The sequence below is a fragment of the Terribacillus saccharophilus genome (assembly GCF_046592895.1).
GTDB classification, from domain to species: domain Bacteria; phylum Bacillota; class Bacilli; order Bacillales; family Amphibacillaceae; genus Terribacillus; species Terribacillus saccharophilus_D.
The window spans coordinates 204,561-225,495 of the sequence record NZ_JAWVPU010000004.1 but is presented as its reverse complement, the minus strand read 5'-3'; the positions used below and the strand labels follow the sequence as shown (position 1 = coordinate 225,495).

Sequence of the window (20,935 nt, the reverse complement as noted above, 5' to 3'; positions counted from 1 at the left end):
GAAAATGGCTGTTTACAATTCAGTACACGAACTGATAGGAAATACACCGATTGTGCAAATAACGAACTTTTCTCTGCCGGAGGGAGTTCGTTTATTTGCGAAGCTGGAGTTTTATAATCCTGGAGGCAGTGTAAAAGATCGCCTGGGTGTCAATTTGATTGAGGATGCGTTCCGGACAGGAAAACTGAAAGACAATGGCACGATCATCGAACCGACAGCGGGAAATACGGGTATCGGGATTGCACTTGCTGCACTGAAGCATAAAGTATCCGTCATCTTCTGCGTGCCGGAAAAATTCAGTCAGGAAAAACAAGAGCTGATGCGGGCGCTTGGTGCAAAAGTGATCAATACGCCTACTTCCGAAGGGATGACAGGCGCTATAAATAAGGCTGCCGAGCTGCTTGATGAGATTCCTGGCAGTTATTGTCCGCAGCAGTTTGCCAATCCGGCTAACCCGGAAACCTATTATAAGACACTTGGTCCTGAGATATGGCGGGACCTGGAAGGTAAAATCGATATCTTCGTGGCCGGAGGCGGTACGGGTGGTACGTTCATGGGAACGGCCCGTTACTTGAAGGAACAGAATCCGGACGTGAAGACGGTGATTGTCGAACCGGAAGGCAGTATTTTGAACGGTGGTGCTCCAGGTTCACACCGGACGGAAGGTATAGGGATGGAATTTCTGCCGGAATATATGGATGCTGCTTATTTCGATGCAATTCATACGATATCGGATGATGATGCATTTCATTACGTAAAAGAGCTGGCTGCCGGTGAAGGACTCCTTGTGGGGAGTTCCTCTGGATCTGCTTTCGCTGCAGCGCTTAAAGAGGCGCAAAAAGCGAAACCTGGGACAACGATTGTCACCATATTCCCTGACAGCAGTGAGCGTTATCTCAGTCAGCGGATTTACCAAGGAGGGTTAAAATGAAACGAAAAACAAAAATGATTCACGGTGGCATTACATCTGACGAAAAAACAGGAGCGGTAAGTGTACCGATTTACCAGGTAAGTACGTACAAACAGCCAGGTCCTGGTGAACATACTGGATATGAATACTCCCGTACTGGCAACCCGACACGCCATGCTTTGGAAGAAACGATCGCTGCATTGGAGAATGGTAAAAGAGGCTTTGCCTTCAGTTCGGGGATGGCGGCGATCACTTCAGTGATGATGCTGTTTGAAGCAGGCAGCCATATCGTCATGACCGATGATGTGTACGGCGGCAGCTACCGTCTTGCAACAAAAGTACTGACGCGCTACCAGCTGGGACACACATTTGTAGACACAAGTTCGCCGGAAGCTGTTGAACAAGCAATCACAACGGAGACAAAAGCCATTTATGTCGAGACTCCTACCAATCCATTATTGAAGATCACCGATATCAGTAAAATGGCAGAGATTGCGAAAAAGCATGATTTGCTGCTGATTGTGGACAATACGTTTGCAACGCCGTATTGGCAAAACCCAATCGACCTTGGGGCCGATATCGTTCTTCATAGTGCTACGAAATATATTGGCGGCCATAGTGATGTTGTCTCCGGCCTAGCAGTCGTGAACGACGATAAATTAGCTGAAGAACTCCACTTCATCCAAAACTCTGCAGGTGCAGTACTCGGACCGCAAGACAGCTGGCTGCTGCTTCGCGGCATCAAAACGCTTGGTATCCGTATGGAAGCCATCGAGAAGAATAGTGCCAAGCTTGTCGAATTCCTGAAAGTTCATCCTGGTGTGAGCACGATTTATTATCCAGGTCTGCCAGAGCATAAAGGGCATGACATTGCTGCAAGCCAAGCAGAAGGTTTCGGCGGTATGATTTCGTTTGATGTCGGCAGTGGGGAAAAAGCTGATCAAGTGCTGCGGAAGACAAAATACTTCATTTTAGCGGAAAGCCTTGGAGCTGTTGAGAGTCTGATTTCGCTTCCTGCGAAGATGACGCATGCTTCCATACCGCAGGAGCGAAGAGCGGAGTTGGGAATCACTGACGGTTTGATTCGGATCAGCGTGGGAATTGAAGATAGCGAGGATTTGATTGAAGATCTGAAACAAGCGATGGAAGATTAAGTAAAGCCAGTCCCGATCAAGGGGCTGGCTTTCTTCTTAGGATTTGCTCTTCTTCAGGAATTCTGAGGACAGCGCGGAAGGAACGCGGATTCTCGGCAAAGTCTTTTTGTTCCAAGCGGCTGATGACAGCTTTGGCAACAGCTTTGACGCTAGCAGGATTTTGACCGGTGATCACTCTGTCGTCTGCTTCCACATGTCCCTTGAATGGAACGGCAGCTTTACGATACGTGAGTGCGCGTATTTTCAGGTTTTCCTCCAAGGAATAATGGATTTCGTGTTTGTTCAGGCTGGCAGTTTCTTCCCGATCGGAATACCCTGTCACTGTTTTGTCCTGAAGCAAGTAGGTGCCATCGGAAAGTTTAACATTCAATAATGCTGCTGGTCCGTGGCACACTGCTGCGACGACTCCGCCATTTTCATAAATATCCCTTGTGAGCTGCTGCAGTTCCTCGTTTCCAGGGAAATCCCACATCGTTCCGTGTCCGCCCGTAAAGTAAATGGCATCATAATCGGATGCATTCACATCTTTCGGGGATAGACTATGCTCCAGCAATCTTCTAAAGCCTGGTGCGCGGTAGTATTTTCGCAGCTTGTGACTTTTGAAAAGGCCGGTAAGGCTGCGGTGATCCAATGGAATATTACCGCCTTTTGGACTGATGACTGTCATGATGTGACGATTTTTTAGTTTATCGTAGAAATTAGTCAGCTCACTGAACCAAAGCCCTGTCGTATGAGGTGTTTGCTTCAGGCTGTCGTGGTTGGTTGCAACAATCAATACATTGCCCATTGTTCTCCTCCTGACATACTGTGTGTTTTTTAATAAATTCCACCTGCAAGTACATGCTAAACAAGAATCTGCTTATTTATGCTACACTAGAAAGAAAAGAAAGGGTGGCGCATATGACGAATCAAGTTGTCGCTTACTTACAGGAAAATCGAAAGCAGTTGCTGGAGCGGTTATACACGTATCTTCGCATACCGAGTATCAGCACAGATAGTACATATAAAGAAGATGTTGCAAAGACAGCCGCCTTTACGGCTGATTACTTAAAAGAAATCGGATTCGATAAAGTGACGATTCAGGAAACTGAACGTCATCCGATCGTAACAGGGGAGTATATGGGTGCAGGCCCTGACAAGCCAACTGCACTATTTTACGGCCATTATGACGTGCAGCCGGCAGACCCGCTTCCGCTTTGGGACAGCGAGCCATTCGAACCGACAGAACGCAACGGCCGAATTTATGCCCGCGGTGTGAGCGACGATAAAGGTCAAGTATTCATGCACCTGGCTGTGTTTGAAGCATTCATGAAAACAGAAGGCGCACTGCCGATCAACGTGAAGGTTTGTATCGAAGGGGAAGAGGAAATCGGAAGCACGAATTTGCATGCGGTGCTGCACGAGCAAACCGAGCAGTTCCAAGCCGATTTTGCCATCATCAGCGATTCCGGAATGGTGGAAGCAGGACAGCCAACGATGCTGTACGGTTTGAAAGGTGCAGCTGCACTGGAGTTCAGTGTATACGGACCAGACCGCGATTTACATTCCGGTATGTATGGCGGCGCTGTCCGCAATCCGCTGCAGGCCTTGGCTCACATCCTGAGCTCTTTGAAGGATGAAGAAGAAGTTGTCCAAGTAGAAGGCTTCTATGATGGAGTGGAAGAACTGCCAGAGGAAGAACGCAAACTGATGGCCCAAGCGCCAGGGGAAGACTTCGTCCAGACAGTCGGTGTCCCGGAAGCGGTATCTGAAAAAGGCTACAGTGCAAAAGAACATACGATGGCACGTCCTACTTTGGAAATCAACGGCATGTACGGCGGTTATCAAGGAGAAGGTACAAAGACAATCATCCCGGCTGAGGCAACAGCGAAAATCACCAGCCGTCTCGTGCCTGGTCAAGATCCAGTCGATATCGTCGAAAAGATTACGGCACATATCAAGAAGCATGCACCTTCTGGTGTGCGTGTCGAGGTTAGACCGGAGCCGTTCAAAGCGAAAGCATATAAAGTCGATCCGAATCATCCATTGATTCAAAAGGCAGCACAAAGTCTGACACAGGCATTCGGCAAGGAAACAGTCTTCGTTCGCATGGGCGGATCGATTCCTGTTGTCGAATGGATTGATACTGTGTACAAAATGCCGGTAGTTCTGCTCGGTTTCGGTACCCCGGAAGACAGACTGCACTCCCCGAATGAAAGCTTCCCGCTGGAAAGCTTTGATAAAGGCATGGAGACGCTCGTTTATTATTATCAAAAAGTAAGTGAATAATGAAAAGACGCCCAGTTGGGCGTCTTTTTTCCATTTCCCCGGCATATGTATGAATACTATTACGTACAAAGGGGAGAAAGCCCGTGCTGCAATCCGACCACATCGCATTGGAAAGGGCTATTGGGGAGATCACGGAAATCGCGAAGGGCTTCGGTCTGGATTTCTACCCGATGCGCTATGAAATCTGTCCGCCTGAGATCATTTATACATTCGGTGCTTATGGTATGCCGACGAGATTCACGCATTGGAGCTTCGGGAAACAGTTCCACAAGATGAAGCTCCAATATGATCTTGGCTTGAGTAAGATTTATGAGCTCGTTATCAACAGCAATCCGTGTTATGCCTTCTTATTGAATTCCAATAGCCTTATTCAGAATAAATTGATTGTTGCCCATGTGCTTGCCCACTGTGATTTCTTCAAGAATAATGTCCGATTCCAAAACACCAATCGAAACATGGTCGATAGTATGGCTGCTACCGCAGAACGGATTGCTGCTTATGAAAAAGAATTCGGCAAAAAGGAGGTCGAGGACTTCCTCGATGCCGTACTGGCAATCCAGGAACATATCGATCCATCCTTGCTGCGTCCGAAGCTTGGTTGGGAAGCAGACGAAGAGGATGAAGAAAGTCCGGAAAAAGCAACGGAATATGATGACCTCTGGTTTGTGAACCGAGAGAAATCGAGAGAAAAAAATGAAAGAAAACGAAAAGCATTTCCGCCTCGACCGGAAAAAGATATTCTTTTATTTATAGAAGAATACAGCCGGACGCTGGAAGACTGGCAACGGGATATCCTGACAATGATGCGGGAGGAAATGCTGTATTTCTGGCCGCAGCTGGAAACGAAGATCATGAATGAAGGCTGGGCATCCTACTGGCATGCGCGTATCCTTCGGGAAATGGATCTGACAAGTGATGAAGCGATCGAGTATGCAAAACTCAATGCTGGTGTTGTCCAGCCGTCTCCATCACAGATCAACCCATATTATCTTGGCATTAAGATATTTGAAGATATCGAAGAAAGATTCGACAATCCGACAGATGAAATGAAACGATTTGGTGTGAAGCCAGGTTCGGGCAGGGAGAAGATGTTCGAAGTTCGGGAAATAGAGTCTGATATATCGTTCCTCAGAAATTACCTGACAAAAGAACTTGTACACAGGGAAGATATGTATTTGTTCCAAAAGCAAGGCAATGAGTATAAAATCACGGATAAAGACTGGGAAGCGGTCCGTGACCAGCTGATCACGATGCGTGTAAACGGCGGTTTTCCATATTTAACTGTTGTAGACGGCGATTATATGTCCAATGGCGAGCTGTATTTGAAGCATCATTATGAAGGCGTCGAATTGGATTTGACTTATTTGGAGCGGACCCTGCCGCATTTCTATCAACTATGGGGAAGATTCGTTCATATGGAAACATATATCGAAGGAAAGCATGTACTTTTCAGCTATGAAGGAAAACGCGTTTTGAAGAAGTACCTTTAAAAAAGAAGGGGCGGCCGCCCCTTCTTTTTAAATTGCGCTTAATTCTTTTGTACCGAACCAATCATGGCGGTTATCAGATACCCATTTATACAATGATTCCAAATAAGGATCAAGGAATGGCAGATATAAGATCCATCCCAACACTGCAGTAACCGGCAGCAATGTCAAAATCTTCTTGACGGTTTCATGACCTTTGTAAATGTCGCCTTTGAAAGACATCATATGGATTCGTTCATACACATCACCCTTGGCAAGGAAACGGAAACGTTCGTAATTCTCGATATTCTGTACCGGAATCCATCTAACGTTATCAAGCCAATCCAATTTTTGGATCACTTGCTTTGCAGTCGAACAAAGGGGGCAGCTTGCGTCAAAAAATACAATATGCTTCATCACACATTCTCCTCTCGTTTACTACATAGCCCCTCAGGCATGATGTTAAACAGTAGATGTTTATTAGACTATTTAGGTAGAGTTTATCATACTTCTTTTCCATTTTCACAGCAGATGGAAGTTTGCTATACTAATTGACAGATAGTTCTAAAAAAGGAGGGTATATGATGGATCCCTTCACCGAAAACGTGATACATATCATCAAATCGATACCAAAAGGAAAAGTCATGACCTATGGCCAAATCGGTGCAGCAGCAGGCAGAGCACGCGGAGCCAGGCAAGTATCCCGGATACTGCACAGCTTGAGCCGGAAATATGATCTGCCATGGCATCGCGTCATCAGTGCCGATGGCAGATTGAAGATAAAAGATGTGGAAACAAGGAATGAACAGCTGGAGAGATTGTACGAAGAAGGTTTGGAAATCTTGGATGGGCGGGTGGATTTGGAGGCGTATCGATATGAGCCTCTATGATGTACGCCGAGTAATCCAAAGCGTGCGGCTGTCTGGTGAGGAAAAGTAATGCTAAAGACAAAAGAAGATATAATACTAGCAATCCAACAAGATGAATGGATGATGGAAGTGCTGAAAACAGCAAGTGAACTGCGTCTTCCGGATCAATGGATTAGTGCTGGATTCATCAGGTCAAAGGTATGGGATATACAACACGGATTTAAAAATCGGACGCCGCTTGCGGATGTTGACGTTGTTTATTTCGATGCTTCCAATACAGAGGAAGCAACTGAAAAAAGACATGAAAGTTTGCTGAAGGATATGATGCCATGCGTGCCATGGTCGGTAAAGAACCAGGCACGGATGCATTTAGTCAATAATATGCCCGGCTTCCATAGTGCAGAGCATGCGATTGCCTGCTATCCGGAAACGGCGACAAGTATTGCTGTTAAATTGGATGCAGACGAACTGAGTTTGGTGGCGCCGCATGGAGTGTCGGATTTGATTATGTGCACTCTTGCTCCGACGCCATTATACACAAAAGGATCAAGCTATCATTCTGTCTTTTTGAATCGAATGAAACGAAAGCCTTGGCTCAAGCAATGGCCACAAGTCAGACTGGAGGGATTTTATGGACAATGAAGTAGTAATCAGACCGCCAAGAGAAGAAGACGGCCCTACGCTATGGAAACTGAAATACGGAGAAGAAGAACCGGAATGGAAGAAATGGGATGCGCCATATTTTACATTTCTGCGTTTGCCTGAGGAGGAATTTTTGGCGTGTTTTCGTTATGGGGATGATTCCCCGGAATTATGGGTGATCGAAACAGATGACAAGATCATTGGTACGGTGGGTTATTATTGGGAACATGAGCCTTCCAAATGGCTGGAGATGGGCATCACGATTTTTGAGCCGGCTTATTGGAATGGCGGTTATGGAACGGCCGCGATGAAGCAGTGGATCACGCATTTATTCGATAGTATGCCGTTGGTGCGCGTCGGTTTTACGACTTGGTCGGGAAATAAACGGATGGTGCGTCTTGGAGAGAAGCTCGGGATGACCATGGAAGCCCGCATGAGGAAATGCCGATTTTATAACGGGGAATATTATGACTCCATTCGAATGGGACTGCTCCGCGAAGAATGGAATAAGTGAAGAAATACACAAATTGTAGTAATTATTTCTTTACAATCTTTTTTGTGAATTTCCCTTTCATCCTTGTCTAAACGTGTTACACTATGCTTAGTAAATTCTTTGTAAATTAATTTACCTTAATTATGTATAACACTCTATGCTGGGGGATATGGCGCTGTGAGTATGATGTTACAAACTTACTGGAATAGTCGTTTTGAAGCAGGGGACATTTGGGGTACGGAAGCAACACCATCAGCTGTGATGGCTTATCCGTATTTTGCAGCGTATCAAGCAAAGCAATTGTTTGTGCCTGGATGCGGATATGGAAGGAACAGCAACTTCTTCGGAGAATATTCTTTTGAAGTAACAGCTTGTGATATTTCTGAAGTGGCAATTGAGCGGGCCAGCAGCCACGCGAAATCTGCTGGATTGGCCAATGTAAATCACTTTGTCGGGGATTATTTGAATTTACCGTTTCCTTCGACAGAAAGATTTGATGGCATTTATCTATCGAATATACTTCATATGTATACAAAAGATGAAAGAGAGTCATTATTCAATCATTTCACATCATTGTTGCGTAAGGATGGATTATTGATTTTCTCTTGTCTTTCAGCACGCGATGAAAAACTTTATGGTGCTGGGGTGGAAATGGAAAAGGATACTTTCTTCATGCATGACCGGATCGCGCACTTCTTCCAGGAAGAAGAATTGTATGCAATGCTTGAAAAAGAGTATCAAGTTGTCGAGATGACACTTCATAAACAGCGAGTGGATTTCCAAGCTGGTGCGGAACAAGATGCACAGCTTTGGTTCGTTGTAGCACGTAAAAAGTAAAGCACAGCCTCTAGCTCAGAGGCTGTGCTATTTTATATCTTCGTATTCTTCTTCTTGGCGCGCTGTTCCAGCTGGCTTTTTGGCTCCTGATTAGCAGCATCTTCTGGCAAACCTTGTTTATTCACGCTTACAGCCGCTTTTTCACTTTGGCTCTTTTTTCTGCTCATTTCCAATCACCTCCTGATTAGTATGCTATTTGTCCTGAGTTTTATTAAAAAATTGATGTATATTGTAATGGTTAGTTTGGCTAATTTATAATAGGAATCATGAACATATGCTAATCACCTCAAACAGGAGAATCTATACATGAAGAATAGGTATGTTGTTATTTTAATGTGCTTGGCGGCTTTTTCCCTTGTGCTAGCGATCTTGACTTATCAGAATCGTTCCGATGAATCACGTGCGGATTCAGATATCTCACTGCGGAAAGAAGAAATCTCCGGAAAAGAAGGAAGTATACAAACTTCTGCAGTGGAAGATGGGCCAATGGATGTTCCGCTTATCAATCAGATGGATGCACCGCAACTGTATAATGGCTGTGAAGTGACAAGCTTGGCGATGGTGCTTCAGTATGCAGGCTTTGACGTGTCCAAAACGGATTTGGCAGATCAGATTGCTTATGTACCATTGAATTATGACAATGGTCTGCGTGGTGATCCGAATGAAGGATTCGTCGGGGATATGCCGAACGGTCCGGGGCTTGGCGTTTATCATAAGCCGGTAATGGATATTGCAAAAAATATTGCCGGTGATAAAGCGGTTGATGTGACTGGGAAATCAGTCGAGGAAGCAATATATAGCCCCTTGGAGGCTGGTAAGCCGGTTTGGATCATTACTACTTCCAGCATGGCGCCAGTTGACGATATGGAAACGTGGAATACGCCGAATGGAGAAGTGGATGTTACTTACAGCGTCCATAGCGTTGCAGTCACAGGTTACAATGAGGATAAAGTTTTCGTTAACAATCCATATGGGCAAAAAAACCAGGAAGTGGACCGGGAAAGTTTTGAAAGAGCTTGGGAGCAGCTCGGCAGCCAGGCAATTTATATCAATGCTTAAGAAAAGCACAGCGCTGCTGTGCTTTTTTTGCTTCCTGCCAAAGTGCAAGCTACAATGGAATAGAGCGGGAGGTGCTGAAATGGAACTTGAGCCGATACCGGATCATATCAAAAAGGGATTGCGGCTATTATTCATCGGTTTTAATCCGAGTGTCCGCTCCGCCGAAACCGGTCATCATTACGCAAACCGGAATAATCGGTTTTGGAATATCCTTCACCAAGCAGGTATCACCGAAAGGAAATATGAACCTTCTGAAGACCAGGAACTGCTTGATAGAGGCATAGGATTGACTAACATAGTAGCCAGACCGACCAAGGCAGCGGCCGATATCACGAAGGAAGAATACATAGAAGGGGCGCAGCTGCTCCGGGATAAACTTGCTTATTTTCGTCCGCAGGTGGCGTGCTTTGTCGGTAAAGGTGTCTATCAGCAATACAGTAAAGTGAAACAAACAGGCTGGGGTATACAGCAAGCTTCGGTAACCAAAGACGTGATCGAATTCGTGGCACCATCTTCGAGCGGGCTTGTACGCATGCCAATGAAAGAAATAGTCAGTATCTATGCTGACATACCGAATATTTTACGTGAATTGGAGGAGACAAAATGAAAACTGCAGTCGTAACGGGTGCATCTCGTGGATTGGGAGAAGCAATTGCCAAGCAGCTGATGGATAAAGGGATACAAGTGGTCGGAGTGGCAAGGAAAGATAGTGCTGTTCTTCCTTCTTACAAGGGGCTGAAAGACGCTGGATACACGTATCAATATGGCGACTTGCAGGATACGGCTGAAAGTGCCATAACTTTTGAGAAGCTGGCAGCAAGTATATTTTCCAAAGCTGATGATACTGTCATCTTAGTGAATAATGCTGGTGTTGTCGGACCAATTGCAACAGCTGATGCATACAGCTTGGACGAATTGGAAGCTCACCTGGCAATCAACCTGACCGCACCGATGCTGGCGTGCTCCATTTTTCTCAAATACGCCAAGAAATATAATAAGCCACTAGTGATAGTGAATGTAACATCAGGCGCTGCGGAGCGGTCCGTGCATGGCTGGAGTGCCTATAGTACCTCGAAAGCAGGGCTGAACCGCTATACAGAAACTGTTGCGCTGGAAGAAGCGGAAGCTGGTACAGGTAATATTGCCATCGCTTATAACCCTGGTATCATGGATACGGACATGCAAGCTGACATACGCTCCAGTGAACCGGAGAATTTCCAAGAAGTCCAAAAGTTCAAAGATTATGTCACCAATAATTCATTGAGAGACCCGATGTTCGTTGCCGGTGTGCTGGCAGGGATACTTACAGGAGAGCATATAGAAAGCGGCAAAATATATGCTGTGAAGGATTATGTTTAACTAGGGGTAATAGGTATCTGCCCTTTCCTTTCTGGGTTCTGTACATACAATGCAGTATCCTGTAAGAAAGGGAGGAAGGAAAATGTCTAAAGAATATGAGGGAGGCTTCGGCTTCGCATTTCTTGTTGTACTGTTCATCCTTTTGATCATTGTCGGTTCATGCTACGTTGGTGGCGGGAATAATGGTTACGGCCATGACTACGGATATGGATGCCACTATTGATATATAAACGAAGAAGCTTTGCACTAATCTGTGCGAAGCTTCTTTTTATGGGTTGACGTCTAGCGGTCAGCTGATAGCAGCATCCGTTTGCTGGTAAGGATTAAGGTAGCAAGCAGTCCCTGCTGTCAAAAATATTCAGTAAAGGGATGCGAAAATCTACTGCTGCAGAACATTAGGAAAGCAGGAGTATGGGATATGGTCTGTATCTCCAATGGGATAAGCATGAACAACCGCTTCTGTCTGCTACTCCCACTCTGACTCGATTTCCCGGATCAAAGCTTTTTTTATGAAAGCCATTAACCTCACTGCATATAATGCCAATGCATCCAATATATTTAAGACAAGTCTGGGAGGGGTGCATATGCGTGATTTACAGAGGAAAACAGCTTATATCGCTGTTTTCTTACAAACAGTATTGAATTTTACGCTGACGATCCTCGCGTTGATCCTTGTCGTTTTTCTACTGAAAAAAACTATTTTCATCTTTGATGTGCTCCTTATCCGAAGCGATGAAGTCAGCTATTTTTACTTGGCTGAAGCTATCATCGTTTATTTCCTTTATTTTGAGTTCATCAGCTTGATCATCAAGTATTTTACGCATAATTATCATTTTCCGCTCCGTTACTTTATCTACATTGGCATTACGGCGATCATCCGACTCATCATAATCGATCACCAGCATCCGCACACGATCCTTTTGTATGCGCTGGCGATTGTCCTGCTTGTATTTGCGCTGATGATTGCAAATCAATCCAATTTGAAAGAAGATGATCAATTGGATTGAATACCAGCGTAACGATTTAAACGGATCGGCATAATATGATACACTCTATAGTGGAAAAGTAAGCTTTGTCGTTGGAAAGGAAGAAAAGATATGATCAATCGAAAAAGTGCGCGTGAAATAGAAATGATGCGAGCTGCTGGTGAGCTGCTTGCCAATATTCATAAAGAAATACGCGGTAGGATAAAGCCGGGTATCACAACCTTGGAAATCGACCAGTTTGTGGAGAAATACTTGGAAAAGCACGGTGCAACAGCTGAACAGAAGGGCTACAACGGTTATGCTTATGCTACTTGTGCTTCCATCAATGATGAAATCTGTCATGGTTTCCCAAGAAACGAACCATTGAAAAACGGGGATATCGTGACGATTGATATGGTCGTGAATTTGAATGGCGGATTAGCCGACTCCGCTTGGACGTATGCTGTCGGGGAAATCAGCGAGGCAGCACAGCGCTTGCTGGATGTGACGAAAGAATCATTGTATAAAGGGATCGAGAAAGCACAGCCGGGCGCTCGGATCGGTGATATCGGCCATGCTATCCAGCAATATGCAGAAGCAGAAGGATATGCTGTGGTGCGCGATTTCACAGGTCATGGAATTGGACCAACGATCCATGAAGAGCCGCATATCCCTCATTTTGGCTTGCCGAATAAAGGACCTCGTTTGAAAGAGGGCATGGTCATCACAATTGAGCCTATGCTCAATATCGGCGAATGGGGCAGCCAGATGGATGATAATAATTGGACGGCCCGCACAATTGACGGTTCATTGTCCGCTCAATATGAACATACGATCGTCATCACAAAAGATGGCCCTGTGATCCTGACAAATCAAGAAGAAGAATAAAAGAGGAGCCTATACCGCTGCACCGGTATAGGCTTTTTCTATGGTTCGATATGGATGAAAGTATGGAAGATGTCGTGTTTTTTTACCAATAGCTTTTCCAGCCTTTCCGTGATTGCATGGCTTTCCTTCACATTAAGGGTGGCATCGACGCGGATGATGACATCGACAAGGGATTGATTGCCATGCAGACGGGCCTTGATTTCGACTACTTCCAGGACGTCTTTATCCTCCAGGATGCTATGGCGGATTTTTGACAACCTGTCCACATCGTATCCGTCTGTCAGGGAATATGTTGCATCGTAGAAAATATCCCATGCTGTTTTGCAGATCAGTATGCCGACGATGAATCCTGCCAGCGGATCAAGCCAATAGTAGCCGAATTGCGCTCCGAAAATTCCTACGAAAGCACCTATACTGACCATCCCATCTGAGCGGTTATCCTGGGCGGCAGCCATGAGGGCTGGACTTTTGATTCGCTTAGCCAAGGCATAGTTATAACGATACACAAGCATCATGATTAAGCTTGCTCCCAATGCAGTCCAGCCTGTCAGCATATCCGGCTGGACATAATCCGGCTCAACCAATCGTTCCAAGGTATCGAATAGTACATGCAGTCCAACGGAGATCATAATGAATGCTGCGACGAGTGATGCGATGGTCTCTGCTCGGAAATGCCCATATCTATGGTCCAGATCAGGCGGCTTGCGTGAGATGCGCAGACCGATCAGTACTGCGACAGAGGCTGCGACATCTGTTGTATTGTTCAGCCCGTCCGCAAGCAGAGCATCGGAATCACCGATATAAGCGACGAGCAGTTTGATGAGTGACAGCAGCACGTATGCTGCAATACTAAGTAAAGCCCCTCTCTCACCAGCTCTCAGGTTATCATACTGGCCCATATGTAAAATTTCCTCCGATCTGATTCTGGAGCAGGAACGGTTAGTGCATGTCCAGAATGGGTACAAGATAATACATTATATTCTTATGCTTGACCATTATACGAAGGGGTTGAAAAAAATGAGCCAGGAAAAAATCATCATTGAGGGAAGTTTGGATGGGGTAAGGTTTTATAAAGAACTGGATATCGTAATCGGCCCCGACGAAGGGACACCCGAACGGGCAATCATACGTTTTTACGGAAGTGAAGCAGACAGTTTCGAGAAGCTTGCCAGGGAGAATGGCTGGCGCAATTGCTATTGGACTTATGCTGATGATACGGCTCTGCTGCAGCAGGCCACTTGATCCCAGTCTTTGCTGGGATTTTTTTATTGGATAAAAACCATCTCTCTTGCAGAAAATGAAAGTAGTTTGCGAAAGGCAGGAGAGTAATATATGGGTGAAAAGACCAAATCAACAGGTAAATCTCCAAAGGAAATGCGCTGGGCAATAGTGTCACTGGCATCCATTCCTTTGATCATGACACTTGGGAATTCGATGCTGCTGCCAGTGCTCCCATTGATGGAGGATGAACTGGGTATAACGAAACTTCAATCAAGTTTCATCATAACGTTCTATTCCATCGTCGCTATCATTTTCATACCCATTGCCGGATTTTTGTCTGATCGATTCGGGCGTAAAGCAATCATCCTTCCTTCGCTGGTCATTGCAGGAGCAGGGGGACTGATAGCAGGGATTTTCTCTGTTGGCAGCGATAATCCATACGTATGGATACTGATAGGAAGAATCCTTCAAGGTATAGGAGTGGCGGGAGCAGCACCAGTCGTGCTGCCGCTTGTCGGGGATATGTTTGAAAAAGAAGAAGATGTGAGTGCAACGCTTGGTATCGTGGAAACAGCCAATACATTCGGAAAAGTATTGAGCCCGGTGCTTGGTGCGCTTCTGGCGGGCTTTCTTTGGTATTTGCCGTTTTACGCCATTCCTGTATTTTGTGCAATTTCCTTTTTGCTTGTCTTATTTCTTATCAAAAAGCCGAAAGATGATAAAAAAGGAAATGACTTCAAAACATTTCTTAAGAATACGAAAAAAACATTTCATGAACATGGCGGCTGGCTCACGGCAACCTTCCTGATCGGTGCCATTCTGATGTTCATCCTCTTCGGTATTCTTTTTTATTTGAGTTCGGTACTGGAAGAAAAGTATGGCATGCATGGCATACTGAAGGGAGCCATTTTAGCGATTCCGCTGGCGGCATTATGTCTGGCCTCTTATCTGACAGGTAAATGGATCAAAAACAATGGTAAACTGATGAAATGGATTACTTTCACCGGAGTTACCGTAGCAGGAGTCGTGACAATCGCGCTTTATTTTTCAAAGGGGATTGTCTTCATGATGGCGGTATTCCTCGTAGCAGGCGTAGGAATCGGAGCTGGGTTGCCATGTCTGGATTCCTTGGTTACAAGTAATATGGAAAAGGATGTGCGCGGTACGATCACTTCTTTGCTGAGCGCCATGCGGTATGTCGGCGTGGCAGCTGGCCCACCCGTGGTCGCCGTCTTGTTGAAGACGGAACTTATCTGGCTGATTGTGACGTTTGCCGGAGCGGCATTCATCGCTGCTTTACTCACATTGAAATTCATCAAACCGCCTGATCCAAAGGAACATAAACACCATCCTGTTCCGCATTTACATTAATTTAATTAACAAATCAGAAAATTGTTGCAAAATTAATGTAAATCCCGCATAATGGAAAAAAGGAACCAGGGGGAATCGTTCCATGAAAAAGCATAAAGTTGTCTATCGTCTGCAAAGAACGAAGAGGAAGCGTGCTTATGTTACTGCAAAGCGGGAGATTACATTTGAAGTGAAGCTTGCCACTAGACTTATGCTGGATGAATTTTACTTTACCTGGAATAAAAACAGATTGGAAGTTCTGATTAACGAATGTATCGATAACAGAGATGAAGAACGATTCAAGGAATTGAGTGCAGCTTATCGCCCATATATATTGGATTGATTGATAAATTTCACAGGACCTGCTTAGCCACTCGGACAAGGCAGGTCTTTTTACGTGCGAAAAAAATCTCCGCCTATGCTATAATATCCTAAAAACCAGATGTGCGAAGAGGAGATTCAGCAATGAAGCGTTTGATGCTGTTTGCTGTGCTTAGTGCTGTGTTGGTAGCAGCTGGATGCCAAAGTCAGCAAACAAGCCAGGAACAAGATACGAATGAAAACAAGACAACTGAGAAACAGATGGAGAATCAGCAAGCGGAAAAGCAGGATCAGAGTGATGAGGAAGCAGAACAAACTGCTGATGCAAAACCAGATCAGCATCAAGTGGAAGCTGATGATGTTGTCGGCACCATCGAAAAACCGGTGACTGTTGATAACCCTGACAGCATCGAAGTAGTGGTGAACAAAACAAGAAAATTCCCTGATGGTTGGGAACCGAAGGACTTAGTCGAGCCGAATGTCCCTTTTTACTTTGATGAGCATTTGGAAAAGCGCAAGATGCGTAAAGAAGCGGCTGGGGCATTGGAAGAACTGTTTGCTGCAGCCCAAAAAGATGGAATGGAGCTCGTTGCAGCTAGCGGCTACAGATCGGAAGCAAGGCAAAAAGAGATATACGAAAATAATGTAGCCACGCAGGGACAGGAAGAAACGGATAAAGTATCTTCCCGACCTGGACGGAGTGAGCACCAGACCGGATTGGCCATTGATTTGACATCTGCTGAGATGGCATTGGCTCTCGAGGAAACGTTCATCGATACGGATGAAGGGAAATGGCTTGCTGAGCATGCGCATGAGTATGGATATATCATCAGATACTTGGATGGCAAGTCTGATATAACAGGCTATAGTTATGAGCCATGGCATATTCGCTATGTTGGGAAAGACCTAGCAAAACAGATATATGAAGAAGGAACGACGATGGAGGAGCACTTCCAAATGAAGTCGGATCTTAAATCCTGAAAAAGAGCCACTGCCCATAAGGGTGGTGGCTCCAATTTATGTGATGGGAGGTCACATACATAATCAGCGGCATAAACGGTATGCCTAAATCTTACTTGTCCAAATGTGCTTGCAGTTGCTGCACGAAATTTAGTTCAATGATCAACACAACTTGATTCTACCATATTGCAATCAGGAAAGGTACCCAAATATATTAAATTTTTTCAAAAATGAAAAGATAACCGAACAGCAGATGGTGAGAGCCGCAAAGAGGGCATTTTTTTGATACAATATAAGTGTCTTATCAATAGAAGAATCGGGAGAGGGGAAGTAAAATGGAATTTCGTACGGAGAAAGATACAATTGGAGAAATCCAAGTACCTGCAAATAAGTATTGGGGAGCACAAACGCAGCGCAGCAAGGAGAATTTTCCGATTGGTTCAGAACGGATGCCGAAGGAAATTGTATACGCTTTCGCTTTGCTGAAAAAAAGCGCAGCTAAAGCAAACCATGAATTAGGATTACTTGAAAAAGATAAAAGTGATGCAATCGGCTATGCCGCTGATCAGATTACAAGCGGTGGTTTGGATGATCATTTTCCGCTTGTTGTCTGGCAGACAGGCAGCGGCACACAATCCAATATGAATGTGAATGAAGTCATTGCATTCGTGGGGAATAAATGGCTGGAAGAACAAGGGAAAGAAGTGCGTCTGCATCCGAATGATGATGTCAATAAATCACAGAGCTCCAATGATACGTACCCGACAGCTCTACATATTGCAGCCGTGTCACAGCTGGAAGATACGGTGCTTCCTGCTTTGGAGCAGCTCAAAAACACGCTGAAGGAAAAATCGGATGCTTATCAGGATATCGTGAAAATCGGCCGCACCCATTTACAGGATGCCACGCCGCTTACACTGGGACAAGAGATCAGCGGCTGGCATCGCATGCTGGAAAAATCTGAGCAAATGATCAAGACAAGCCTGCCATATGTACAGGAACTGGCTATCGGCGGAACAGCAGTCGGAACCGGTTTGAATGCACATCCTGATTTCTCCGAAAAGGTCTGTCGGGAATTATCAGCTGCAACTGGTAAGGAATTTCGTTCTGCGATGAATAAATTCCATGCCCTGACAAGTCATGATGAAATCGTATTTGCTCATGGTGCACTGAAAGGGCTGGCAGCAGATATGATGAAAATCGCCAACGATGTCCGCTGGCTGGCAAGCGGCCCGCGCTGCGGGATTGGTGAAATCGAGATTCCTGCAAATGAGCCGGGAAGTTCCATCATGCCGGGTAAAGTGAATCCTACGCAAAGCGAAGCCGTTACCATGGTAGCTGTCCAGGTGATGGGAAATGATGCAGCGATTGGATTTGCGGCGAGTCAAGGGAATTTCGAGCTGAATGTATTCAAACCAGTGATCGCTTATAACTTCATCCAGTCTGCTCAGCTATTGGCTGACAGTATGGTTTCCTTCAATGACCGTTGTGCAGTGGGACTTGAACCGAATCGAGAAAAAATCGCTAAGAACCTGCAAGATTCGTTGATGCTGGTGACAGCTTTGAATCCGCATATCGGGTATGAAAATGCCGCAAAGATCGCCAAAAAAGCATTCGCTGAAAATACAACGCTGAAAAAAGCGGCAGTAGCAAGCGGATTACTGACAGAGGAACAATTCGATTCTTACATCAAACCGGAAGAAATGACGTATCCAAAGTAAATGCCATGTTTGACCAGCAGTTCCAATAAGTAAGCCTGATAAATAGCGCCTTCTTGCCCAAACTATAGGCATAGGAGGTGAACAAACATGGCGAACAACAACAACTCAAATCAATTGGTAGTACCTGGCGTACAACAAGCAATCGATCAAATGAAATACGAAATCGCTCAAGAATTCGGTGTGAATCTTGGCGGTAGCGAAACTTCCCGTGCTAACGGTTCTGTCGGCGGAGAAATCACGAAACGTCTTGTAGCTTCTGCTCAGTCCCAGCTTAGTGGCGGTCAATTCTAATTTCATACTGATGGCAAGAGAGGCACCCTCATGGGTGTCTCTTTCTTCATGGAAGGTTATGAAGTGCCAAGTAAAGCGCAAAAGCATCTTGGAATCTGCGAATGTCGAGCCCTGTTTTTTCTGTCAGTTTCTCTAGCCGATAATTCAAGCTATTGCGGTGTATGTACAGTTTTTTTGCTGTCAGGGTAAGGTTTTGGTTACATAGGAAATACATACGCACAGTCCGCAGCAATTCATCATCTTCATGCATACCTTGTAAAATATGGTGCACGATATTTTGTCGGTCGGTTTCTGAAAGCAGTGCACTGATCAAATCGGGGACAGCATCCTGGAAATAAAGTACATGTTTGGCCGATTGGGCATCAAATTGCTGATAAGCTTTGGAAAGCCATGGATACTGTGCTGCAGCGTTCTCTGCAGAGGACTGCCAAGGACTGATGAAAAGGCGAAGTGAAGCGGAAAGGTCATACATAAGCATATCCAGTATCTCTTCGTAAACAATGAAATCCGCCTGACGGCTTTCGACGATTAGGCCCGTTTGTTTTGTGAACCAAATATATGCAAGCGGATCATCAGTCAAATTATCGATTGCTTCTTGGAATGCTTCTGCTTTGATATGTCCTTCGATCTTAAAGAAAACAAAGCGGCAGCCATTCTCATACAGCGGATCTTTGTCTAATCCTTCCGACTTTCCGCGCTCAAGCAGCAATTCATGCCAAGCAGTATCGAGGCTGCTTCCATTGGGATGGCTCATTGGTGAACCTATAAGATGCAGCAAGGCCAGTTCACGATTGTTCAGCTGATTGGCGGGAAAACCCACCATCTCTCCATCCTCCATACGCAACCAATGGTAATCACTTGTATCGATGCTTTCGAAACTCTCCATCTTCACAACCCCTGGGAATAGCTTTTCCAGTTCTTCAAGCATGTACACCTCTCCTATCTAGACAAGCTGTTTCTTTGTAATTGGTGTTAATTGTATTATACTAAAACCCAAGTAAACAGAAAGGTCGATAAAACATGAATAGTGGAGATATTTGGTTGGTTTTATCCATGGCGATTGTGGGTGCATTGATAGGCGGAGTGACAAACTACATGGCAATCAAGATGCTGTTCAAGCCCCACCGTGCCATTTATATAGGAAAATGGCGTATTCCCTTCACCCCAGGACTGATCCCAAAACGCAGAAGTGATTTGGCACGATCTCTGGGAAAGACAGTGGTCGATCATTTGCTTACGCCCAAGGGGATGCAAGCCAAACTGGTTGATGATGACTTTCAGGCGAAGGTCAATGAATGGGCAAAGCGTGAAGTGCTCCGGCTGATCAGGAGCGAGCGGACACCTCGGCAGCTGCTGTCAGACCTTGATATATCGCTCGATACAGCTGATCTTCATGCAAGGGCAGCACAATTTTTAAGCAAGCAGTTGGAAAAACAAGCAGATAAAGAGCTGGGAAGCTTGTTACCGGAGGAATTGAAAGCTAAAACAGATGAAGCGGCTCAATTGGCAGCCTCACACATTCAGCAGATGCTTGTTGCGTATGTGGATAGCTATGATGGCCGGAGGAAAATACAAGAGCTCGTCCAAAACTTTTTGCAAGGAAGAGGTTTTCTTGGCAGTATGCTGTCTTCCTTTATGGATCCAAACAGTGCCGTCGACAGAATTCAGCCTGTGATCGTGGAATCAGTCGGCGCTGAAGGCACATATCGCTTTCTCCATCAGCTGCTATCCCGCGAGCTGGATAAGCTGATGGAGAAGAAAGTTGGCGATTTAACGGAAACGGTCGGCAAGGAAACGCTCGATGACGCAATACAGCAAGCGGTAACGAAATCGATCCCATTGGATACAATGCTCGATACACCGATTAACGTTTATATGAAGGGTATCGAAGACAAAGTTATCGAGGAGAAGCTATCCTTGCTTGTTCAGCGCACCTTGCTGCGGGTTTCGGAACAGATGCCTGCGATCATGGAGCAAATGGAGTTATCCAAGATGGTCGAAAATGAGGTGTCTGCTTTTCCACTGGAGCGCGTCGAGGAATTGGTATTGGCGATCTCCAACAAAGAATTCAAACTCATAACGTATCTTGGTTTCGTCCTTGGCGGCGTCATCGGGATCTTCCAAGGGATCATCGCACTCTTCATTTGATGGCTTGAACTAT

26 protein-coding genes are annotated in these 20,935 nt (G+C 45.3%); 21 read left to right on the top strand and 5 right to left on the bottom strand.

The annotated features are described in order from the left end of the window. The first annotated feature begins 4 nt into the window (after positions 1-4). Together SFC66_RS13955 and SFC66_RS13950 are read left to right on the top strand one after the other, a co-directional pair. Positions 5-931, top strand: a complete 927-nt coding sequence (locus SFC66_RS13955; RefSeq protein ID WP_411219348.1) for a PLP-dependent cysteine synthase family protein — start codon at positions 5-7, stop codon at positions 929-931. Then, on the top strand, positions 928-2,064 hold the full coding sequence (locus SFC66_RS13950; RefSeq protein WP_411219347.1) for a bifunctional cystathionine gamma-lyase/homocysteine desulfhydrase: 1,137 nt from the start codon (positions 928-930) through the stop codon (positions 2,062-2,064). The genes SFC66_RS13955 and SFC66_RS13950 overlap by 4 nt, the downstream gene beginning before the upstream one ends. 16 nt (positions 2,065-2,080) lie before the next feature. Here the strand turns inward: SFC66_RS13950 and SFC66_RS13945 are convergent, their stop codons facing one another. Beyond that, positions 2,081-2,851, bottom strand: a complete 771-nt coding sequence (locus tag SFC66_RS13945) for a type 1 glutamine amidotransferase domain-containing protein (RefSeq protein WP_411219346.1) — start codon at positions 2,849-2,851, stop codon at positions 2,081-2,083. Between the two features lie 113 nt (positions 2,852-2,964). Between SFC66_RS13945 and SFC66_RS13940 the strand changes: the two genes are divergently transcribed. Together SFC66_RS13940 and SFC66_RS13935 are read left to right on the top strand one after the other, a co-directional pair. Next, positions 2,965-4,332, top strand: coding sequence for a dipeptidase (locus tag SFC66_RS13940; RefSeq protein WP_411219345.1), 1,368 nt, complete (start codon positions 2,965-2,967; stop codon positions 4,330-4,332). A gap of 83 nt (positions 4,333-4,415) precedes the next feature. After that, positions 4,416-5,822 (top strand): SpoVR family protein, encoded by a 1,407-nt coding sequence (locus tag SFC66_RS13935; RefSeq protein WP_411219344.1) that lies wholly within the window; start codon positions 4,416-4,418, stop codon positions 5,820-5,822. Positions 5,823-5,849: 27 nt separating this feature from the next. Here SFC66_RS13935 and SFC66_RS13930 read toward each other — a convergent pair whose 3' ends face one another. Next, entirely contained in the window at positions 5,850-6,215 is a 366-nt protein-coding gene (locus SFC66_RS13930) for a thiol-disulfide oxidoreductase DCC family protein (RefSeq protein ID WP_411219343.1), read from the bottom strand. Positions 6,216-6,379: 164 nt separating this feature from the next. Between SFC66_RS13930 and SFC66_RS13925 the strand changes: the two genes are divergently transcribed. From SFC66_RS13925 to SFC66_RS13910, 4 genes are all read left to right on the top strand, one after another. Continuing rightward, positions 6,380-6,688 (top strand): MGMT family protein, encoded by a 309-nt coding sequence (locus SFC66_RS13925; RefSeq protein ID WP_411219342.1) that lies wholly within the window; start codon positions 6,380-6,382, stop codon positions 6,686-6,688. A gap of 48 nt (positions 6,689-6,736) precedes the next feature. After that, positions 6,737-7,309 (top strand): nucleotidyltransferase family protein, encoded by a 573-nt coding sequence (locus tag SFC66_RS13920; RefSeq protein ID WP_411219341.1) that lies wholly within the window; start codon positions 6,737-6,739, stop codon positions 7,307-7,309. Continuing rightward, complete coding sequence (locus tag SFC66_RS13915) at positions 7,299-7,823, top strand: GNAT family N-acetyltransferase (protein ID WP_411219340.1); 525 nt, start codon at positions 7,299-7,301, stop codon at positions 7,821-7,823. The genes SFC66_RS13920 and SFC66_RS13915 overlap by 11 nt, the downstream gene beginning before the upstream one ends. A 162-nt stretch (positions 7,824-7,985) precedes the next feature. After that, entirely contained in the window at positions 7,986-8,639 is a 654-nt protein-coding gene (locus SFC66_RS13910) for a class I SAM-dependent methyltransferase (RefSeq protein ID WP_411219448.1), read from the top strand. Between the two features lie 32 nt (positions 8,640-8,671). Here SFC66_RS13910 and SFC66_RS13905 read toward each other — a convergent pair whose 3' ends face one another. Continuing rightward, positions 8,672-8,806, bottom strand: coding sequence for a small, acid-soluble spore protein L (locus tag SFC66_RS13905; protein WP_411219339.1), 135 nt, complete (start codon positions 8,804-8,806; stop codon positions 8,672-8,674). Between the two features lie 139 nt (positions 8,807-8,945). Here SFC66_RS13905 and SFC66_RS13900 point away from each other — a divergent pair, with 139 nt between their 5' ends. The 6 genes from SFC66_RS13900 (at position 8,946) to map (ending at position 12,910) form a co-directional block, all read left to right on the top strand. Then, entirely contained in the window at positions 8,946-9,698 is a 753-nt protein-coding gene (locus SFC66_RS13900) for a C39 family peptidase (RefSeq protein WP_411219338.1), read from the top strand. Between the two features lie 79 nt (positions 9,699-9,777). Continuing rightward, positions 9,778-10,305 carry a mismatch-specific DNA-glycosylase gene (locus SFC66_RS13895; RefSeq protein ID WP_411219337.1) on the top strand — a complete coding sequence of 176 codons (528 nt, stop codon included), beginning with the start codon at positions 9,778-9,780 and terminating at the stop codon, positions 10,303-10,305. After that, entirely contained in the window at positions 10,302-11,057 is a 756-nt protein-coding gene (locus tag SFC66_RS13890; protein ID WP_411219336.1) for an SDR family NAD(P)-dependent oxidoreductase, read from the top strand. The genes SFC66_RS13895 and SFC66_RS13890 overlap by 4 nt, the downstream gene beginning before the upstream one ends. Before the next feature lie 82 nt (positions 11,058-11,139). After that, positions 11,140-11,280: a YjcZ family sporulation protein gene (locus SFC66_RS13885; protein WP_411219335.1), complete on the top strand. Its 141-nt coding sequence runs from the start codon at positions 11,140-11,142 to the stop codon at positions 11,278-11,280. A 361-nt stretch (positions 11,281-11,641) separates the two neighbouring features. Further along, complete coding sequence (gene psiE, locus SFC66_RS13880; RefSeq protein ID WP_411219334.1) at positions 11,642-12,064, top strand: phosphate-starvation-inducible protein PsiE; 423 nt, start codon at positions 11,642-11,644, stop codon at positions 12,062-12,064. A 90-nt stretch (positions 12,065-12,154) separates the two neighbouring features. Beyond that, the gene (gene map, locus SFC66_RS13875; protein WP_411219333.1) at positions 12,155-12,910 is read left to right on the top strand and encodes a type I methionyl aminopeptidase; all 756 of its coding nucleotides are present in this window, start codon (positions 12,155-12,157) and stop codon (positions 12,908-12,910) included. A gap of 38 nt (positions 12,911-12,948) precedes the next feature. Here map and SFC66_RS13870 read toward each other — a convergent pair whose 3' ends face one another. Continuing rightward, positions 12,949-13,809, bottom strand: a complete 861-nt coding sequence (locus SFC66_RS13870) for a cation diffusion facilitator family transporter (protein ID WP_411219332.1) — start codon at positions 13,807-13,809, stop codon at positions 12,949-12,951. A 118-nt stretch (positions 13,810-13,927) separates the two neighbouring features. Here SFC66_RS13870 and SFC66_RS13865 point away from each other — a divergent pair, with 118 nt between their 5' ends. From SFC66_RS13865 to SFC66_RS13840, 6 genes are all read left to right on the top strand, one after another. Beyond that, positions 13,928-14,152, top strand: coding sequence for a hypothetical protein (locus tag SFC66_RS13865; protein ID WP_411219331.1), 225 nt, complete (start codon positions 13,928-13,930; stop codon positions 14,150-14,152). A 90-nt stretch (positions 14,153-14,242) separates the two neighbouring features. Continuing rightward, on the top strand, positions 14,243-15,502 hold the full coding sequence (locus SFC66_RS13860; RefSeq protein WP_411219330.1) for an MFS transporter: 1,260 nt from the start codon (positions 14,243-14,245) through the stop codon (positions 15,500-15,502). Positions 15,503-15,584: 82 nt separating this feature from the next. Further along, on the top strand, positions 15,585-15,824 hold the full coding sequence (locus SFC66_RS13855; protein ID WP_411219329.1) for an IDEAL domain-containing protein: 240 nt from the start codon (positions 15,585-15,587) through the stop codon (positions 15,822-15,824). Positions 15,825-15,946: 122 nt separating this feature from the next. Beyond that, positions 15,947-16,783, top strand: coding sequence for a M15 family metallopeptidase (locus SFC66_RS13850; RefSeq protein ID WP_411219328.1), 837 nt, complete (start codon positions 15,947-15,949; stop codon positions 16,781-16,783). Positions 16,784-17,097: 314 nt separating this feature from the next. After that, a complete protein-coding gene (fumC, locus tag SFC66_RS13845; protein WP_411219327.1) occupies positions 17,098-18,483 on the top strand; it encodes a class II fumarate hydratase in 1,386 nt (461 codons plus the stop codon). Positions 18,484-18,570: 87 nt separating this feature from the next. Next, the gene (locus SFC66_RS13840; protein WP_411219326.1) at positions 18,571-18,774 is read left to right on the top strand and encodes an alpha/beta-type small acid-soluble spore protein; all 204 of its coding nucleotides are present in this window, start codon (positions 18,571-18,573) and stop codon (positions 18,772-18,774) included. A gap of 46 nt (positions 18,775-18,820) precedes the next feature. On the opposite strand, the gene SFC66_RS13835 is transcribed toward SFC66_RS13840, so the two are convergent. Next, positions 18,821-19,702 carry a PucR family transcriptional regulator gene (locus tag SFC66_RS13835; protein WP_411219325.1) on the bottom strand — a complete coding sequence of 294 codons (882 nt, stop codon included), beginning with the start codon at positions 19,700-19,702 and terminating at the stop codon, positions 18,821-18,823. A 113-nt stretch (positions 19,703-19,815) separates the two neighbouring features. On the opposite strand from SFC66_RS13835, the gene SFC66_RS13830 reads away from it, so the two are divergent. Continuing rightward, positions 19,816-20,922 (top strand): DUF445 domain-containing protein, encoded by a 1,107-nt coding sequence (locus SFC66_RS13830; RefSeq protein ID WP_411219324.1) that lies wholly within the window; start codon positions 19,816-19,818, stop codon positions 20,920-20,922. The last annotated feature ends 13 nt before the right edge of the window (positions 20,923-20,935 follow it).

What these genes read in the sequence shown, in the direction of transcription:
- SFC66_RS13955 (WP_411219348.1), top strand. Translation starts at nt 5, where the DNA reads ATGGCTGTTTACAATTCAGTACACGAACTGATAGGAAATACACCGATT.
- SFC66_RS13950 (WP_411219347.1), top strand. Translation starts at nt 928, where the DNA reads ATGAAACGAAAAACAAAAATGATTCACGGTGGCATTACATCTGACGAA.
- SFC66_RS13945 (WP_411219346.1), bottom strand. Translation starts at nt 2,851, where the DNA reads ATGGGCAATGTATTGATTGTTGCAACCAACCACGACAGCCTGAAGCAA.
- SFC66_RS13940 (WP_411219345.1), top strand. Translation starts at nt 2,965, where the DNA reads ATGACGAATCAAGTTGTCGCTTACTTACAGGAAAATCGAAAGCAGTTG.
- SFC66_RS13930 (WP_411219343.1), bottom strand. Translation starts at nt 6,215, where the DNA reads ATGAAGCATATTGTATTTTTTGACGCAAGCTGCCCCCTTTGTTCGACT.
- SFC66_RS13925 (WP_411219342.1), top strand. Translation starts at nt 6,380, where the DNA reads ATGATGGATCCCTTCACCGAAAACGTGATACATATCATCAAATCGATA.
- SFC66_RS13920 (WP_411219341.1), top strand. Translation starts at nt 6,737, where the DNA reads ATGCTAAAGACAAAAGAAGATATAATACTAGCAATCCAACAAGATGAA.
- SFC66_RS13915 (WP_411219340.1), top strand. Translation starts at nt 7,299, where the DNA reads ATGGACAATGAAGTAGTAATCAGACCGCCAAGAGAAGAAGACGGCCCT.
- SFC66_RS13910 (WP_411219448.1), top strand. Translation starts at nt 7,986, where the DNA reads ATGATGTTACAAACTTACTGGAATAGTCGTTTTGAAGCAGGGGACATT.
- SFC66_RS13905 (WP_411219339.1), bottom strand. Translation starts at nt 8,806, where the DNA reads ATGAGCAGAAAAAAGAGCCAAAGTGAAAAAGCGGCTGTAAGCGTGAAT.
- SFC66_RS13900 (WP_411219338.1), top strand. Translation starts at nt 8,946, where the DNA reads ATGAAGAATAGGTATGTTGTTATTTTAATGTGCTTGGCGGCTTTTTCC.
- SFC66_RS13895 (WP_411219337.1), top strand. Translation starts at nt 9,778, where the DNA reads ATGGAACTTGAGCCGATACCGGATCATATCAAAAAGGGATTGCGGCTA.
- SFC66_RS13890 (WP_411219336.1), top strand. Translation starts at nt 10,302, where the DNA reads ATGAAAACTGCAGTCGTAACGGGTGCATCTCGTGGATTGGGAGAAGCA.
- SFC66_RS13885 (WP_411219335.1), top strand. Translation starts at nt 11,140, where the DNA reads ATGTCTAAAGAATATGAGGGAGGCTTCGGCTTCGCATTTCTTGTTGTA.
- psiE (WP_411219334.1), top strand. Translation starts at nt 11,642, where the DNA reads ATGCGTGATTTACAGAGGAAAACAGCTTATATCGCTGTTTTCTTACAA.
- map (WP_411219333.1), top strand. Translation starts at nt 12,155, where the DNA reads ATGATCAATCGAAAAAGTGCGCGTGAAATAGAAATGATGCGAGCTGCT.
- SFC66_RS13870 (WP_411219332.1), bottom strand. Translation starts at nt 13,809, where the DNA reads ATGGGCCAGTATGATAACCTGAGAGCTGGTGAGAGAGGGGCTTTACTT.
- SFC66_RS13865 (WP_411219331.1), top strand. Translation starts at nt 13,928, where the DNA reads ATGAGCCAGGAAAAAATCATCATTGAGGGAAGTTTGGATGGGGTAAGG.
- SFC66_RS13860 (WP_411219330.1), top strand. Translation starts at nt 14,243, where the DNA reads ATGGGTGAAAAGACCAAATCAACAGGTAAATCTCCAAAGGAAATGCGC.
- SFC66_RS13855 (WP_411219329.1), top strand. Translation starts at nt 15,585, where the DNA reads ATGAAAAAGCATAAAGTTGTCTATCGTCTGCAAAGAACGAAGAGGAAG.
- SFC66_RS13850 (WP_411219328.1), top strand. Translation starts at nt 15,947, where the DNA reads ATGAAGCGTTTGATGCTGTTTGCTGTGCTTAGTGCTGTGTTGGTAGCA.
- fumC (WP_411219327.1), top strand. Translation starts at nt 17,098, where the DNA reads ATGGAATTTCGTACGGAGAAAGATACAATTGGAGAAATCCAAGTACCT.
- SFC66_RS13840 (WP_411219326.1), top strand. Translation starts at nt 18,571, where the DNA reads ATGGCGAACAACAACAACTCAAATCAATTGGTAGTACCTGGCGTACAA.
- SFC66_RS13835 (WP_411219325.1), bottom strand. Translation starts at nt 19,702, where the DNA reads ATGCTTGAAGAACTGGAAAAGCTATTCCCAGGGGTTGTGAAGATGGAG.